This window comes from Vibrio orientalis CIP 102891 = ATCC 33934 (assembly GCF_000176235.1).
Taxonomy (GTDB): domain Bacteria; phylum Pseudomonadota; class Gammaproteobacteria; order Enterobacterales; family Vibrionaceae; genus Vibrio; species Vibrio orientalis.
Genome location: NZ_ACZV01000002.1, coordinates 236460 through 252035, shown reverse-complemented (window position 1 = coordinate 252035; position 15576 = coordinate 236460). Strand labels below are relative to the sequence as shown.

Below are 15576 nucleotides of genomic sequence, written 5' to 3'. Positions count from 1 at the left end.
AAGAATGCGAACGCGCACGCATAGTGACCACTGTAATTTTGATACTCTTCTGAATCGGAATTAAGAGAGAAAGTTATGATTGAACGACGTCGTTTTTCGCGAATTGTGTATCAAAACCAAGTAGTTCTAACTCAAGGCTCGACTCAGATCAACGCCTTGATCAGTGACCTTTCCTTACATGGATTATTGGTGACTAGTGAACAATCAGAGTTGCTAGATGGTGATAAACAGATCGATGTGGATTTTTCGCTTTCAGGAAGTGATGTCTCGATCCAGCTTGTAGGGAACATCGTTGGACTCAATAACAATGTGATTCGTATTTGTATTGATCACATTGATATAGAAAGTATCGGGCATTTGAAGCGGTTAGTTGAATTAAATGTAGGTGACGATGAACTATTACATAGAGACATCGAGCACTTATCTGACCTAGGTGAATACACCTAATCTAACTCGTTATGTCTAAGAATATTACCATTTCTATCCCTGCGAAATCAGGGGTACAGAACTTCTACGTTTCGCGAACTACACTATTAGTGTCCATCGTTTCTGCTTTCGGAATTGCTACGTTAGGGGCTGGCTATGGCGTTTATAGCTGGCTACAAGAGCGCCAGACAGAACAAGAGTTTCGAGTTTTAGTCAGTCAACTTGAAGATATTGAAGCACAGAAGCAAGACCTTGAGCTTCTTTACCAACAACAAGTTCAAGAAACTCACACCCTTTCCCAAGAGCTCGAAGAAAAACGCGACCAAGTCAGTATTCTTGGTAAGCGCGTTTTTGATGTTGAGTCTGCGCTTGGACTGGCGGATGAAAACTCTATTGATGAAACCAATCTAGAGAACCGAATTGATGCTGCTGCGATCGACTCAGCAGTACGCGCAACGATGTTTCGCATGATTCCCAATGATTCACCGCTCAATTATTTACGCGTCTCCTCGTCATATGGCCGCCGAACTAACCCGATCACAGGTAAGCGTCATACTCATATGGGCATCGACTTAACCTGTAAGCGTGGAGAAGAGATTTACGCCCCTGCCGACGGTGTGATTGAAACGGTCCGTCCTAGTTCAAAAGGGTATGGTAACTTTCTCACCTTACGCCACTCATTCGGCTTTATGAGCTCCTATGCTCACCTGCAAAAATTCAAAGTGCGCAGTGGGCAGTTTGTCAGTAAAGGTGACTTAATTGCGACTTGTGGTAACTCAGGCAATTCAACCGGCCCCCACCTTCATTATGAAGTGCGCTTCCTTGGTCGGACACTCAACCCTCAATACACTATGGACTGGACGCCAGAGAACTTTAACTATCTTTTTGAGAAAGAGAAGAAAGTGAAATGGGCGCCGCTGGTTAAGTTGATTGATGATACGGTGCGTTTGCAGGTTAACCTAACCAACAATCCTTACCATGACAGTTCCGTGAGTACGGTAAAAAACGAAACTGAACGAGCGCTAGAAAATATTTCGGTTCAGTAAACGAAACAAAATAAAAAGAGCGACCAAGTTGGTCGCTCTTTTTGTAAGTTCACTTAATTAGCCGCGATGAATCGAATCGTTGGCTTGCTTTAGCAAGTTCTGACTTTCATCTAAGAACTGCTTAGAGTAATCACCAAACCAATCACTCACTCGATCAAAACTCTCGACAAAGGCTTGCTTATCCTTGCCATCAAGAATTTCTAATGCTTCACCGAAGCAACGATGGAAACGTTTGATCATATCGATGTTTTCATCAGAAGAAAGAATAATGTCGCCATATAAGTTAGGATCTTGGCCAAATAAGCGCCCAACCATCGCTAGCTCTAGACGGTAAATTGGCGAGCTTAACTGCAACAACTTATCGATATTTGGGTTCTCTCGGCTTAGGTGTAGCCCGTAAGCAAATGAAGTAAAGTGGCGCAGCGCTTGAATCAACGTCATGCCGTGATCATGCTCACTGGCATCAATCTGGCAAAGGCTCGCTCCCCAAATAGAGAACTGCTTCAGTAGCCATTGGTAATGCTCTTCCCCACGCCCATTACAGTAGACAATCACCTGTTTTGCTAAGCTCGGAACATCCGGACCAAACATTGGGTGTAAACCGACGACTGGGCCTTGGTGAACGTTCATCATCGCTTGCAGCGGTTTAGACTTAATCGACGTTAAATCACATAAGATACAGTCTTTTGGCAGATTACCGAGTTTCTCAATCACACCTTCTGTCAGGTGAATCGGCACGGTCACCACCACCATGCCTGCATCTGCTAGGATCTCATCAGCACTATCCCAATCCTTACTGCCTAATACTTTTACATCATAGCCAGAAAGCTTGAACATACGGCCAAATAGACCACCTAGTTGACCGTTACCACCGACAATTACCACAGAACGCAGCTCTGGGTTTAAGCATTTAAAGCCTGAGTCTTTTTCACTGGCGTAGGATTCGCGCATAGTTCGGCGAAGAATGTCTTCAATCAGCTGTGGCGGAACACCTTTCTTCTCAGCCTCTTGACGGCGCGAAGCCAACATCGCGGCTTCACGGTCTGGAGCATAGATAGGTAAACCATGCTCACTTTTCACTTCTCCGACTTTCTCAACTAAAGAGAGTCGCTGTGCTAATAAATCCAGAATCTGTTTGTCTACTGCGTCAATTTGATCACGCAATTCGTTCAATTCAACGGCCATTGATATTCCTTGTGCTCTCGTTTTAGCCTTTCAATCTATCTTCTAGGAAAGGAACTAGCTCTTCATGTGCATGACGTAATAGTGCCTCAGTTGTATCCCAATTGATACACGCATCGGTAATAGATACGCCATATTGCATTTCACTTAACGGAATACCCGATGGTTGGTTACCTTCATTGATATGACTCTCAATCATAAGGCCAATGATCGATTTATTGCCTTCGCGAATTTGGTGGATGACATCTTCTGCCACCAGTGGCTGACGGCGGAAATCTTTACGAGAGTTAGCATGGCTACAATCCACCATCAATGACGCGTCTAAACCATGTTTTGCCATATCTTGCTCACACTCAGTAACTGATACAGAGTCATAGTTAGTCTGCTTACCACCACGTAAAATAACGTGGCCATTTGGGTTACCTTGAGTGGTCAATAGCGCGACCTGACCTTCACGGTTAATCCCCATAAAACGGTGACTAGATGACGCAGCCTGCATCGCATTGATAGCGGTGGCAAGGTTGCCATCGGTACCATTTTTAAAACCAATTGGCATTGAAAGGCCACTCGCCATTTCGCGGTGAGTCTGTGATTCCGTGGTACGCGCACCAATTGCTGCCCAGCTAAAGGTGTCTGCTAAATATTGCGGGCTAATTGGATCTAGTGCTTCTGTTGCCAATGGAATTTCCATCTCCGCCAATTCCACCAGTAACTCGCGACCAACATGCAGACCATGCTCGATATCAAACGTGCCATCTAAGTGCGGGTCATTGATCAAGCCTTTCCAGCCAACGGTTGTACGTGGCTTTTCAAAGTACACGCGCATAACAATATACAGTTGATCACTCAGTTGCTCTGACAATGCTTTAAGGCGTTTCGCGTACTCCTTCGCCGCCTCAACATCGTGAATAGAACAAGGACCGCAAACGATGAGCAGTCGGTGATCTTTCTTATGAAGAATATTGGCAATAGTTTGGCGAGACTCTTGAATAAAGCGACGAGCATTATCACTCAATGGTAACTTTGCTTTCAGCTCTTCTGGTGTAATCAGCACCTGCTCATCGCTGATGTTAATATTGCTTAATTCACTTTTCTGCATAACCCAAACCTGTATATTATATTTTACACCAAGTATCTTCCGTATGAACTTGGCTAGAATAACCATAACATAACAGTCTGAATTAAGATTTCAAGATGTAAACAATAAAAAACACGCCGTAAATATAACTTTACAACCAATTATTTATCGACTTTTCTACCAGAAATATGAACTAAGCATGTTTTCTCACAACATTCTTTCCTAAAATAGCACTCAAATGCCGCTGACTTTATCGCTATGGACTTAATCCTTTCCTTACTGCAACAGATGTGTGTCTACCTAATGCTTGCCTACATGCTAAGTAAGACCCCTATCTTTTTGCCTTTGCTTAATATTTCCAATCGACTTAGCCATAAGTTAAGCATCTATGTGCTTTTTTCTCTATTTTGCATCATGGGCACCTATTTTGGTTTGCAGATCAACGACGCCATCGCTAATACACGAGCGATTGGGGCAGTAATGGGAGGCTTGTTTGGCGGCCCTGTCGTGGGCTTCTTCGTCGGCCTAACAGGCGGTCTACACCGATATTCACTGGGTGGCTTTACTGATTTAGCTTGTGCTATTTCGACTACGGCAGAAGGCTTGATTGGTGGCCTTTTTCACGTCTACTTTGTAAGAAAAGGCAAATCACAGCAACTGTTCAATCCAAGTGTGGTATTTGCCATCACTTTAATCGCCGAAGTGGTGCAGATGACGATCATACTGATCGTAGCTAAGCCCTTCGATCAAGCTTACGCGCTTGTTTCGGCTATTGCGGCGCCAATGATCATTGCTAACTCAGTCGGCGCGGGGCTTTTTATGAGTATCCTGCAAGATCGCAAAACCATTTTTGAAGAGTACTCCGCCACCTTTTCTCGTCGTGCGCTAAACATTGCCGAGCGTTCGGTCGGTATTCTCGCTTCCGGGTTTAACTCACAAAATGCCGACAAGATTGCTCGCATCATTTATGAAGAGACCAATGTTGGCGCCGTTTCGATTACCGATGAACAAAAGATCCTTGCCTTTGTTGGCATTGGCGATGATCACCATAAGCCGAATACGCCGATTTCCTCGCAAAGCACGTTAGATGCGATCAATAAAAACGACATTATCTATTTAGATGGCAAAGAAAAGCCGTACCAGTGCTCACTCTCAGCGGACTGCAAACTCGGCTCTGCGTTGATTATTCCATTGCGTACCGGCGACAAGGTTATTGGCACCATCAAGCTGTACGAGCCAAAGAGAAAGCTATTTTCAACCATTAATATGTCGATGGCGGAAGGCATTGCTCAATTGCTCTCAAGCCAAATTCTATTTGGTGAGTATCAACAAAAACAGACCTTGCTTTCTCAAGCAGAAATCAAATTGCTGCATGCGCAGGTTAACCCACACTTTCTCTTCAACGCACTCAATACCATCAGTGCTGTAGTTCGACGAGATCCAAGTAAAGCACGCGAACTCATCCAGCAGTTGTCGCACTTTTTCCGTAGTAACTTAAAACAAGATATCGAAACGGTAACACTCAAAGAGGAGCTGGCACACGTTAATGCGTACTTATCGATTGAGAAGGCCCGTTTTACCGACCGGCTTGAGGTCAGTATTGATATCGATGAAAGCTTGTTGAAGCGCAAAGTCCCGACATTTACTTTGCAACCGTTAGTCGAAAACGCCATCAAACACGGTATCTCTAACCTAATTGAAGGTGGCCAAATCCACATCTACAGCCAGAAGGTCTCAGGCGGAGTAAAAGTTATAGTGGAAGACAATGCCGGAAGCTATGTGACCCCTGCGCAAGATCATGCCGGGCTGGGTATGCAGATCGTCGATAAAAGATTAACCAACAAATTTGGTCGCGCGGCAGCTCTCAATATTGAGGTGAAACCGAATCACTTAACCCAAATGAGCTTTATTATTCCTGATGAGAACACGTATTAAGGTATCCCTATGCTCTCTGCTTTAGTCATTGATGACGAATTGTTGGCTCGTGAGGAGTTAACCGAATTACTCGAAGAAACGGGTCATATCGAAGTTATTGATCAAGCTAGCAACGCCATTGAAGGCCTAAAAAAAATCAATCAGTTAAAACCTGATGTGGTGTTTCTCGATATTCAGATGCCACAAATCACTGGCATTGAACTGCTCGGAATGCTCGACCCTGATACCATGCCAAAGGTTGTTTTTGTCACCGCGTACGATGAGTTTGCTATTCAGGCTTTTGAGGACAACGCATTTGATTACCTGCTAAAACCTGTCGATACCTGCCGTTTAGACAAGACTGTACAACGACTGCTCAAATCCCAACTAACCGTCAACAAACAACAAGTTGCGGCGATAGCCCCACCAAGCTTGGACCAGATTCCTTGCATTGGCCTTAACCGCATCGTCATCATTCCGACTAAAGATGTTGAGTTTTCTTATAGCGATATTAGCGGTGTACATATTCAAACTCATGATCAGAAGGCCGACTCTCAGTTGACCTTAAAAGTGCTAGAAGAGAAAACCAATTTGGTCCGCTGCCACCGGCAGTTTCTGGTAAATATTCAGGCTATTAAAGAGATCAAATTGTTGGAAAATGGTTTGGCAGAAATCATCACGGTGAGTGGGCACCCCCTGCCAGTCAGTCGCCGCTACCTTAAAGCCTTAAAAGAGATGCTCGGCTTCCACTAACTTAATACGAAAAAAAAAGAGCCTCTCTTGGGCTCTTCTTTTATTATGCTTCAGTCAATCGCTGCATCGCTTGTGATGCTTGCTTCCAGGCCTCACTGCGCTGCAACTCAGCTAAGGAGAAACTCTGAGTTTTAAGCAGTTTTTCTGCTCCCGGAGTTTCCATAATCGGTAAGTTATCCAATACTTCGACCTGGGCATCACGCTGATTACATACCAGCACCATATCGCACCCAGCCACCAGCGATTGATGAGCTCGTTCTGCGGGTCCACCCATGATCGCCGCACCTTCCATGGTTAAGTCATCAGAGAAGATGATCCCATTGAATCCTAGCTTTTGACGCAGCACTTGCTTAAGCCAGAACTCTGAACCACTCGCAGGCTGATCATCATAATGTGGGTACACCACATGCGCAGGCATCATCGCGTCTAATATTCCGGCTTCAATTTGAGCTTTGAAGATCGCCATATCTTGCTCAACTATCGTATCGCGATTATCAAAAGGCGTTTCTAGGTGAGAGTCAGCAACAACCCCACCGTGGCCAGGAAAATGCTTACCAGTGGTCGCCATACCAACGGATTTCATCCCTTTCATATACGCTAGGCTTTGACGAATAATCGTATCAACATCATCACCAAATGCTCGGCTACCAATCGCTTTACACTCATGGCCTTTATCCAACACAGGGGCAAAGCTTAAGTCGATATCGTGAGCTACTAGCTCCGCAGCCATTAGCCAACCACCCAGCTCTGCTAACTGCTCACCGTTTGCCTGCTTGGCATATTGCTCGGAAGCAGGAATGAGTGAGAAACCTTCACGGAAACGCTGTACTCGACCACCTTCTTGGTCAACACCGATTAGAATTGGGCGCTTAGCCGCTTGGCGGATAGATTTGTTCAACGCCAATAATTGCTCGCTATCATGGTAGTTGCGCGCAAATAGAATCAAACCACCAACTGTTGGGTGCTGTAATATTTCTTTGTCTTCAGCGGTCAGTTCGCAACCTGCCACATCTAGCCATAACGGTCCCATGTTTATTCCTTATTGTTTTAGTGCCGCAACTGCGGACTTACTCTGTTCAATTAGCTGGTCGGCACTCTCTTCTTGCTGAGTTAAAGCAATAAAGAGCAGATCAGTCATTAGTAGCTGACTATCTCGCGCGGTAATTGATGAACTCCGAATCTGCTCTTCATCCGCTGCCGTCATCAACTTAATATCGGCATATTTGTCTAATGGTGTGGGAGCCAATTGGCTAATAGTAATCACCTTAGCTTTTCGTCCTTTGGCAATCTGCGCCACACGTAAAATCTCTCTGCTTCGACCTGAATAAGAAAGCGCGACCAGCACATCATTTTCATTCAAAGCTGAAGCGTTCGCTACTTGGATATGCGCATCATGCTCACAATGAACCGCATGACCAATTTTCATCAATTTATAACTAAGATCTTTCGCCACCAGCGATGAAGCACCAACTCCAGAGATTTGAATTTTGCTGGCATTATGGAGTAATTCAGTCGCAGATTGAATATTCACGTCGTCATTCAAAGCAACCGTACGTTCTAAAGAGCGTTGCTTGCTGGACAATAGCTTTTCCATAACCACTTGGGTGTCATCACTACGTGAGATCGAACCATGAATCGTCTTACGTGAGGTAGGTTGATAGCTAATGTCGCCTTCATACAACTTTAACTTCAACTCAGAGAAACCGCTGTATCCCACCTTTTGGCTGAATTTAACAACCGTTGATTGGCTAACTCCGATCGTCTTAGCTAGCTCAGGAGAAGAGAACAACTTAACCTGCTCAGGGTGCTCCAATAAGAACTGAGCAATTAAACGATCAGAAGGTGAAAGCTGTGGAAGCATCGCATTTATACGAGGTAAGCCTTTCATTTAAACACTCCTTTAATGCCACTTAGTTTACTTATCCCGCTGTTTATTAGGAATAGCTATTCCAACTTCTAATTCACTTTGGAATAGCTTTAGTCTCCAATTGGGACCGTCATCAAAAAAAAGAACTGCTCATTATTCCATCAAGGAATAGAGTTTTGGGTTGCCTATTCAACCCGACATACTGTGCAAAATAACAACGATATATACCCTACATAATTCATGCTACGGAGCTGCTATGAATTCGCTATTTACTTCATTAGATTGGGCAGTGTTTGCGTTGTATTTCGCATTGATTGCTTATACAGGTTGGCACTTTAGCCGTGTCAAAATTACTTCAACTAAAGACTACTTTCTTGGTGGCAACAGTATGCCAATGTGGGTGGTGGCCGTGTCAGTTCTTGCGACGTCACAATCAGCCGCAACCTTTCTCGGCGGACCAGAATCTAGCTATCGTGGCAACCTAACTTACCTTGCAACCAACATCGGCGGTATCTTAGGTGCACTGTTTGTTGCTTGGGTGCTGATCCCTCGCTTCTACCAGAACAAAGTATCCACCGTTTACGAACTGCTGAGAATTCGTTTTGGTGAGAAGACCAAACAACGTGCTGGCTTGATGTATCTTGTTGGCCGCGTATTCGCATCGGGTTCTCGTCTCTACATGGCTGCCATTGCCGTCTCTATGATCCTATTTACCAATATCGATCCTTCTAGCGTTGTCACTTCTGTCGTTATATTGGTTATTGTTGGCCTTGCTTATACCTACATGGGTGGGATTCGTTCGGTCATCTGGAGCGATCTGATTCAGTTGGTTGTTTATGTTGGTGCTGCGCTTGCTGTCATCGTCTACTTATTAGGTCAGATCCCAGCCGACATGGGGCAAATCGTGCATGCGTTGCAAAATCCCGGTGATGACCAGATGTCGAAGCTGACGCTGCTCGACTTCAGCTTAGATTTCTCACCAGCAGGAACATTCAGCTTTTGGGCGTGTATTACTGGCTTTGTGCTGCTCAATATCGGTGCATTCGGCCTAGACCAAGACATGACCCAACGAGTACTGACATGTAAAAACGCCAAACAAGGTTCACAAGCGATGATTAATTCGATTGTGTTTTCTATCCCTGTTGTACTGGTATTTATGACCATTGGACTACTGCTGTACATTTTCTACCAACGCCCTGAACTGATGGGAGTAGAAGGTAAAGAAGTCGTGCAGAATTTCAATGGCGAGCACGTCACCATCTTCATGTACTACGTGCTTAATGAGATGCCAGCAGGTCTGAGAGGGCTAGTAACTGTCGGCGTAGTGGCTGCGGCGCTCTCTACCCTAAACTCTGGTTTAAATTCAATGTCATCAGTCGCGATTCAAGATCTCTATAAACCTTGGAAAGAGGCTAAAGATGGCAAGCAAGATGACTTCCATTACGTAAAAGCAGGCCGTTTTGGTATGGCGGTTGCAGCCATTGCGCTCGGTAGTATGGGCATCTTATGTTACTACTGGCAGCAATATACAGACATGCCACTACTCTCTTTTGCACTGAGCGTAATGGTCTTCGCCTACACAGGCTTACTCGGTGTCTACTTCACTGCTATCTTTACCAAACGTGGCAGCGAGACATCCGTTGCGATGGCTCTAATAGCTGGTTTCTTAACGACGTTACTGCTGCAAGCCTACGTTTGGGATAGCGTAATGGGCGTTATTAACACTGATTGGGTTGGGGTACGACTCGCATTCCCATACCAATTATGTATTGGCACATTGGTTTCACTTTGTGTATGCCTGTGTGGTAAGACACAACAACAAGAACAAAATGACTTACAGACTGTATAACTCATGATTACGCACCTTCTTGCTGTCGACGGGGGCGGTACCAAAACCGCCCTTCGTTTAACGCCTCTAGCCCCCCTAACGACGGACCCGTTTTTCAGCTTAACATCCGGTCCGTCATCCCTTACTCAACAAGGCAGTGCGGCCATAGCGACCATTAAAGACGCCATTGAGTACTGCTTAGAGCAATGCCATTTAAAGGCGAAAAATGTCTCGATAGTGATTGGAGTAGCTGGAGCGGGCAACCCAAAGCTCAAGCAACAGTTACAGAACGCACTCGCTGATTATCCATATTGCATTGTCACGACTGACGCCCATATCTCACTTCTAGGCGCCAACAATGGCAAAGCCGTCAATACTATAGCCATCGGTACTGGTGCCGTGGCAATGACGCTCACTGCCGAAAGCGACACCGAACTATTCGGCGGATGGGGCTTTCCAATTGGTGATGAGGCTGGCGGAGCTTGGCTTGGCCAACAAGCGATTCGAGTATTGATTAACTCCATTGAAACTTTAGAAACATCTCCACTTACTGGCTACTTGATTGAACATTTTGGCCGCGATCGAAAAACCTTGCTTCAATGGTTAAAAATGGCCAAAGCGGCAGATTTTGCTCAGTTAGCGCCAATCGTGATTGAATACGCTGAGCAAGGCTGCCGGAACAGCCAAGCTATTTTGGATGAGGCCCATCGACACATTGATAATCTCATTACAAAATGCTGCAAAAATAATGAGTTAGATATCGCTTTTCTAGGAAGTTTGGGCGCATACTATCAAGCTCATCTTAAAACGCATTGGCAGCAAAGAGTGATTGACGCTAAAGGTAATGCCTTGGATGGTGCAACCTTATTGGCTAAGCAACAGGTGGAACTCATCAATGAATAAAGAACTGTATATTGGGGTCATGTCGGGCACCAGCCTTGATGGCATTGATACCGCACTTGTCGAAATTGAAGATAATCAACTGCGCCTCTTAGCATCACAAGACTACCCTATACCTGATGAGCTTAAACAACGCGTGCTCAATATCTGTATTGGCCAACAAACCAATCTAATTGAAGTGGGCGAAATCGATCACCAACTCGGCAAGCTCTATGCAGAAGCTATCAATAGCTTGCTGAATATATCTGACTATACCGCATCACAAGTAACCGCCATTGGTAATCATGGCCAAACTGTATTCCACCAGCCTAACAGTGACAGCCCATTTACGATGCAACTCGGTGACGCCAATATTATTGCCGCCCTTACAGGTATTGATACCGTAGCGGATTTTAGGCGTAAAGATATGGCATTAGGTGGCCAAGGTGCACCGTTAGTCCCTGCCTTTCATCAATCTATCTTTCACTCCACTCACTCTAGTGTAGTGGTGCTTAATATCGGTGGTATTGCTAATATTTCAGTACTTCGCCCTAGTCTAGCCGTGATTGGCTATGATACCGGCCCAGGTAACATGCTAATGGACTCGTGGTGTATGAAGCATCTCAAACAGCCTTATGATAAAGATGCGCTGTTTGCTCTGCAGGGTGAGGTGAATAATTCCCTGCTTGCTGAACTGCTCAGCGAACCCTACTTGTCACTGGCTGCACCTAAAAGCACTGGCCGCGAACTATTTAACCTAACATGGCTAGAAAACATCTTGGCTAGGCATTCACTACCTCATCACGATGTGCAACGAACGCTATGCGAATTCACCGCCACCTCTATCGCGCAGGAAGTGGAGAAGTATCAAATCGGCGATAAGCCCGAACTACTCACTTGTGGCGGCGGTGCGCAGAACCCGCTACTTATGGAGCGATTGTCTCAGGTACTCCCAGATTGGACCGTAATGACCACAAACGACAAAGGTATCGACAGTGATAATATGGAAGCGATGGCCTTTGCTTGGCTTGCCTATCGCCGTATTCACAACTTACCAAGTAATCTGCCTGAAGTGACAGGAGCCTCTAAATTGGCTTCTCTTGGGGTTATCTACCCCGCAGATAAATAAGGACTCACATGACGAACGACGCACTTATTGCAGCTCTATCTCACCTTGTCTCAGAGGGTCGAAACCCAGAAACCATGGATATCGACTTACTGCCTTCTTTAGAGATAGTGAAGCGAATTAACCAACAAGATCAGCTTGTTCCATTAGCAGTAGAAAAAGTGTTGCCTGAAATAGCGCAAGCAGTAGATAAAATCACAGCGGCATTTCAACAAGGTGGACGCCTAATTTATACGGGCGCAGGCACCAGCGGGCGATTGGGTGTGCTGGACGCATCCGAATGCCCACCAACCTTTGGCGTCTCAGATCAGATGGTGATCGGCTTAATAGCAGGTGGCCCTGAAGCAATTCTTAAAGCAAAAGAAGGCGCAGAAGACTCGGTTGAACTTGGTGTCGACGATCTGAAATCGATCGATTTTAGCACTAAGGATGTCGTGGTCGGCATCGCGGCAAGTGGACGTACACCTTACGTAATTGGCGCGCTAAACTATGCCAATGACATAGGTGCAACAACCGTCGCCCTATCTTGTAACCCTGACTCTCCAATTGCTGATGTGGCTCAAATATCCATTAGTCCTGTCGTCGGCCCTGAAGCACTCACTGGCTCAACTCGATTAAAATCTGGTACTGCACAAAAGCTGGTGCTCAACATGCTAACCACAGCAAGTATGATTCGTTTAGGTAAGAGCTATCAAAACCTAATGGTGGATGTAAAAGCGACCAACAAAAAGTTGATCGCTCGCGCCTCTCGTATCGTGATGCAAGCCACGGAGTGCGATGAAAGTGAGGCGACGAAAACGCTAGAGCAAACCGACTATGATGTGAAGCTTGCCATCTTGGTTCTTTTAACCGGTATGCCGATTGACACTGCCCGCCAACAGCTAGATAAGCAAGATGGCTTCTTACGCAAAGCGGTACAAAGCCATCAAAGGTAATGTCTTAACGGAGGGAATGGCTCCCTCTGTTAATCTTCAGCTAGCCATTTATCGACGGCTTTACGCTTCTCTTGCTTTATCTTGTTGTTCGCTTTGCGCTTAAGTTGTTTGGGATCAGTTAGCTTCTTGGCATTGTTCATCTTATGGGTGTACTTGCTTGATGCTTGATTGACCTTTTGCTTAACTTTATCGTCAGCGTAGGTGCCATCACTGACTTGCTTTAACGAACGCTTCGTTTTATTGATACGATGGTTAATCTGCTGCTTTTCAGCTTGGTAATTACGGTTCGCTTTCACCGCTTCTTTAAGCGGGTTACCCGCATTCGCCATTAACGGGGCTAAACAGAGCGCAAGTATCCAGTACTTTCTCATTCTAATCTCATGTTACTTTATGGTTGATTTGCAAAATAAAGTAACAAAAATCAACAACTCGCTCTGTCAGGCTTTTCTAATTATCCATCTCAAATTTGAGACAATTAGTTTGCATGATTAGAATGTTCATTCCAGCCACGCTGCCACTCCATGCGAAACTTCTGAGCATTTTCTGTGCCTTCACAAACGCCTTCATAATATTGACCTGATAAGCCGATTTGATAAGCAAAATCTGGGTTACAGTATTCTCCAACTCCTTCTAAATAGCCTTGGTCATAGTCCGCTTGTTTAACGCTGCCCAAACTTGCCAGCTCTTTAAACGAACGTTGTGTGTGACCACTGACTCCATCTTGATAACCAATTTGGTGCCAATCTCCTTGTTCAGCTAACTGCTCAGGACTGCTTGCACAAGCCGTAACGAGTGCCACCATCGCAGCGATAACTATTTTTCTCATTGTTTTTCCTTGTTTTTTTGCTGGTTAAGGTAGGTAAACCTAGCCATCAAACCACTAAACTCAAATAAATGCCACTGAGATTAGAGAAAAACCATTTAGTTTCTCAGCAAACCACTCAATCTGCTATATGACCGTTCACTTGTGAAGCGAATGAAGCTTGGGATGAGTTTATTTAGTATTCATCGTGAGCTTAATCAATTTCACCAAGGAACAAGTGTTATGTTGTGGTTTCTAACCTGTGTTGCAGCTTTAATCGGCGGCTACTTTATTTACGGTGCATTCGTTGAGAAGATTTTTGGTATCAACGAAAAGCGTCAAACACCTGCCCATACCAAAACGGATGGCGTTGACTACGTACCAATGTCGACGAAGAAAGTTTACCTAGTTCAATTATTGAACATAGCAGGTGTTGGTCCAATCTTCGGCCCTATCATGGGTGCTCTGTATGGCCCAGCGGCAATGCTTTGGATTGTGATTGGTTGTATCTTTGCTGGCGCAGTACACGACTACTTCTCTGGCATGCTTTCCGTTCGCAATGGCGGTGCTTCAGTCCCAACAATTACTGGTCGCTACCTAGGTAATGGCGCAAAACATTTTATGAACATTTTTGCCATTATTCTGCTGCTACTTGTAGGCGTTGTGTTTGTTTCCGCTCCAGCGGGTATGATCACCAACCTAATTAATGATCAAACTAGCCTAAGCGTCAGCATGACCACAATGGTTATCGCGATTTTTGCTTACTACATCATCGCAACGATTGTTCCTGTCGATAAGATCATCGGCCGTTTCTACCCACTATTCGGCGCACTACTGATCTTCATGTCTGTAGGCCTAATGACGGCGGTTGCTTTCTCAAGCGAGCATACTGTTATGGGTGACTTCCAAGTTTCTGACATGTTCACAAACCTAAACCCGAATGATATGCCGCTATGGCCTGCGCTATTCATTACCATTGCTTGTGGCGCTATCTCTGGCTTCCACGCAACACAGTCACCATTGATGGCTCGTTGTATGGAGAACGAAAAGAATGGTCGCTTCGTTTTCTACGGTGCAATGATTGGTGAAGGTGTTATCGCTTTAATCTGGTGTGCTATTGCTCTCTCTTTCTTCGGCTCACTCGACGCACTGTCTGAAGCAGTGAAGAATGGCGGCCCGGGTAACGTGGTATACAGCGCATCATTTGGCCTACTGGGTGTATTTGGTGGTGTGATTGCCTTCCTAGGTGTGGTGATTCTACCCATTACTTCTGGTGACACAGCATTCCGCTCAAGCCGTCTAATTTTAGCTGAGTACTTCAACGTTGATCAAAAAGCCCTACGTAATCGCCTAATGATGGCAGTGCCACTGTTTGTAATCGGCGGCATCTTAACTCAAGTAGACTTCGGCATTATTTGGCGCTACTTCGGCTTTGCTAACCAATCAACGGCTGTAATGATGCTGTGGACAGCTTCAGCGTACCTACTACGTCACAACAAGATGCACTGGATTACTACAATCCCTGCGATGTTTATGACTACTGTGTGTGCGACCTTCATTCTTAACAACAGCACGTTAGGCTTTGGTCTACCGATTCAAGTGTCAACGATTTCGGGAGTTCTATTTACTCTAGCCGTGACTGCTTATGTGATTAAGCGTTCAAAAGGTAAAGGCGAAACTGACCTAGCTGATGAAGAAAAACCACAAGCAGTAACAGAAACTGCATAAGCAAATCGCACT

At 45.2% G+C, this 15576-nt stretch carries 15 protein-coding genes; 9 read left to right on the top strand and 6 right to left on the bottom strand.

All coding sequences use genetic code 11. The annotated features are described in order from the left end of the window. Positions 1-75 precede the first annotated feature (75 nt). Both VIA_RS01975 and VIA_RS01970 read left to right on the top strand, forming a co-directional pair. Positions 76-447 (top strand): PilZ domain-containing protein, encoded by a 372-nt coding sequence (locus tag VIA_RS01975; protein ID WP_004410288.1) that lies wholly within the window; start codon positions 76-78, stop codon positions 445-447. 11 nt (positions 448-458) lie between these two features. Then, positions 459-1472, top strand: coding sequence for a M23 family metallopeptidase (locus tag VIA_RS01970; protein WP_004417400.1), 1014 nt, complete (start codon positions 459-461; stop codon positions 1470-1472). Between the two features lie 57 nt (positions 1473-1529). On the opposite strand, the gene tyrA is transcribed toward VIA_RS01970, so the two are convergent. Both tyrA and VIA_RS01960 read right to left on the bottom strand, forming a co-directional pair. After that, the gene (tyrA, locus tag VIA_RS01965) at positions 1530-2657 is read right to left on the bottom strand and encodes a bifunctional chorismate mutase/prephenate dehydrogenase (RefSeq protein WP_004410284.1); all 1128 of its coding nucleotides are present in this window, start codon (positions 2655-2657) and stop codon (positions 1530-1532) included. Between the two features lie 22 nt (positions 2658-2679). Further along, positions 2680-3753, bottom strand: coding sequence for a 3-deoxy-7-phosphoheptulonate synthase (locus tag VIA_RS01960; protein ID WP_004410281.1), 1074 nt, complete (start codon positions 3751-3753; stop codon positions 2680-2682). 237 nt (positions 3754-3990) lie between these two features. Between VIA_RS01960 and VIA_RS01955 the strand changes: the two genes are divergently transcribed. Both VIA_RS01955 and btsR read left to right on the top strand, forming a co-directional pair. Next, a complete protein-coding gene (locus VIA_RS01955; protein WP_004417398.1) occupies positions 3991-5667 on the top strand; it encodes a sensor histidine kinase in 1677 nt (558 codons plus the stop codon). Between the two features lie 9 nt (positions 5668-5676). After that, positions 5677-6399, top strand: a complete 723-nt coding sequence (btsR, locus tag VIA_RS01950; protein ID WP_004410277.1) for a two-component system response regulator BtsR — start codon at positions 5677-5679, stop codon at positions 6397-6399. Between the two features lie 43 nt (positions 6400-6442). Here btsR and nagZ read toward each other — a convergent pair whose 3' ends face one another. Further along, a complete protein-coding gene (gene nagZ / locus VIA_RS01945; RefSeq protein WP_004410276.1) occupies positions 6443-7429 on the bottom strand; it encodes a beta-N-acetylhexosaminidase in 987 nt (328 codons plus the stop codon). A 9-nt stretch (positions 7430-7438) separates the two neighbouring features. Continuing rightward, positions 7439-8287, bottom strand: coding sequence for a MurR/RpiR family transcriptional regulator (locus VIA_RS01940; RefSeq protein ID WP_004410273.1), 849 nt, complete (start codon positions 8285-8287; stop codon positions 7439-7441). A gap of 235 nt (positions 8288-8522) precedes the next feature. On the opposite strand from VIA_RS01940, the gene VIA_RS01935 reads away from it, so the two are divergent. Genes VIA_RS01935 through murQ form a run of 4 tightly spaced genes read left to right on the top strand, consistent with a single transcriptional unit; the run spans position 8523 to position 13034 of the window. Next, positions 8523-10115, top strand: a complete 1593-nt coding sequence (locus tag VIA_RS01935; RefSeq protein WP_004410267.1) for a sodium:solute symporter — start codon at positions 8523-8525, stop codon at positions 10113-10115. A 3-nt stretch (positions 10116-10118) separates the two neighbouring features. Beyond that, entirely contained in the window at positions 10119-10997 is an 879-nt protein-coding gene (locus tag VIA_RS01930; RefSeq protein WP_004417397.1) for a glucosamine kinase nucleotide-binding domain-containing protein, read from the top strand. Next, on the top strand, positions 10990-12102 hold the full coding sequence (locus VIA_RS01925) for an anhydro-N-acetylmuramic acid kinase (RefSeq protein WP_004410264.1): 1113 nt from the start codon (positions 10990-10992) through the stop codon (positions 12100-12102). Before VIA_RS01930 ends, VIA_RS01925 begins: the two co-directional genes overlap by 8 nt. A gap of 8 nt (positions 12103-12110) precedes the next feature. Beyond that, entirely contained in the window at positions 12111-13034 is a 924-nt protein-coding gene (murQ, locus tag VIA_RS01920; RefSeq protein WP_004410262.1) for an N-acetylmuramic acid 6-phosphate etherase, read from the top strand. A 29-nt stretch (positions 13035-13063) separates the two neighbouring features. Here murQ and VIA_RS01915 read toward each other — a convergent pair whose 3' ends face one another. Both VIA_RS01915 and VIA_RS01910 read right to left on the bottom strand, forming a co-directional pair. Next, positions 13064-13405: a hypothetical protein gene (locus tag VIA_RS01915; protein WP_004417395.1), complete on the bottom strand. Its 342-nt coding sequence runs from the start codon at positions 13403-13405 to the stop codon at positions 13064-13066. A 104-nt stretch (positions 13406-13509) separates the two neighbouring features. Continuing rightward, complete coding sequence (locus tag VIA_RS01910; protein WP_004410258.1) at positions 13510-13860, bottom strand: DUF2799 domain-containing protein; 351 nt, start codon at positions 13858-13860, stop codon at positions 13510-13512. 219 nt (positions 13861-14079) lie between these two features. Between VIA_RS01910 and VIA_RS01905 the strand changes: the two genes are divergently transcribed. Continuing rightward, the gene (locus VIA_RS01905; RefSeq protein WP_004410255.1) at positions 14080-15564 is read left to right on the top strand and encodes a carbon starvation CstA family protein; all 1485 of its coding nucleotides are present in this window, start codon (positions 14080-14082) and stop codon (positions 15562-15564) included. Positions 15565-15576 lie beyond the last annotated feature (12 nt).

What these genes read in the sequence shown, in the direction of transcription:
- VIA_RS01975 (WP_004410288.1), top strand. Translation starts at nt 76, where the DNA reads ATGATTGAACGACGTCGTTTTTCGCGAATTGTGTATCAAAACCAAGTA.
- VIA_RS01970 (WP_004417400.1), top strand. Translation starts at nt 459, where the DNA reads ATGTCTAAGAATATTACCATTTCTATCCCTGCGAAATCAGGGGTACAG.
- tyrA (WP_004410284.1), bottom strand. Translation starts at nt 2,657, where the DNA reads ATGGCCGTTGAATTGAACGAATTGCGTGATCAAATTGACGCAGTAGAC.
- VIA_RS01960 (WP_004410281.1), bottom strand. Translation starts at nt 3,753, where the DNA reads ATGCAGAAAAGTGAATTAAGCAATATTAACATCAGCGATGAGCAGGTG.
- VIA_RS01955 (WP_004417398.1), top strand. Translation starts at nt 3,991, where the DNA reads ATGGACTTAATCCTTTCCTTACTGCAACAGATGTGTGTCTACCTAATG.
- btsR (WP_004410277.1), top strand. Translation starts at nt 5,677, where the DNA reads ATGCTCTCTGCTTTAGTCATTGATGACGAATTGTTGGCTCGTGAGGAG.
- nagZ (WP_004410276.1), bottom strand. Translation starts at nt 7,429, where the DNA reads ATGGGACCGTTATGGCTAGATGTGGCAGGTTGCGAACTGACCGCTGAA.
- VIA_RS01940 (WP_004410273.1), bottom strand. Translation starts at nt 8,287, where the DNA reads ATGAAAGGCTTACCTCGTATAAATGCGATGCTTCCACAGCTTTCACCT.
- VIA_RS01935 (WP_004410267.1), top strand. Translation starts at nt 8,523, where the DNA reads ATGAATTCGCTATTTACTTCATTAGATTGGGCAGTGTTTGCGTTGTAT.
- VIA_RS01930 (WP_004417397.1), top strand. Translation starts at nt 10,119, where the DNA reads ATGATTACGCACCTTCTTGCTGTCGACGGGGGCGGTACCAAAACCGCC.
- VIA_RS01925 (WP_004410264.1), top strand. Translation starts at nt 10,990, where the DNA reads ATGAATAAAGAACTGTATATTGGGGTCATGTCGGGCACCAGCCTTGAT.
- murQ (WP_004410262.1), top strand. Translation starts at nt 12,111, where the DNA reads ATGACGAACGACGCACTTATTGCAGCTCTATCTCACCTTGTCTCAGAG.
- VIA_RS01915 (WP_004417395.1), bottom strand. Translation starts at nt 13,405, where the DNA reads ATGAGAAAGTACTGGATACTTGCGCTCTGTTTAGCCCCGTTAATGGCG.
- VIA_RS01910 (WP_004410258.1), bottom strand. Translation starts at nt 13,860, where the DNA reads ATGAGAAAAATAGTTATCGCTGCGATGGTGGCACTCGTTACGGCTTGT.
- VIA_RS01905 (WP_004410255.1), top strand. Translation starts at nt 14,080, where the DNA reads ATGTTGTGGTTTCTAACCTGTGTTGCAGCTTTAATCGGCGGCTACTTT.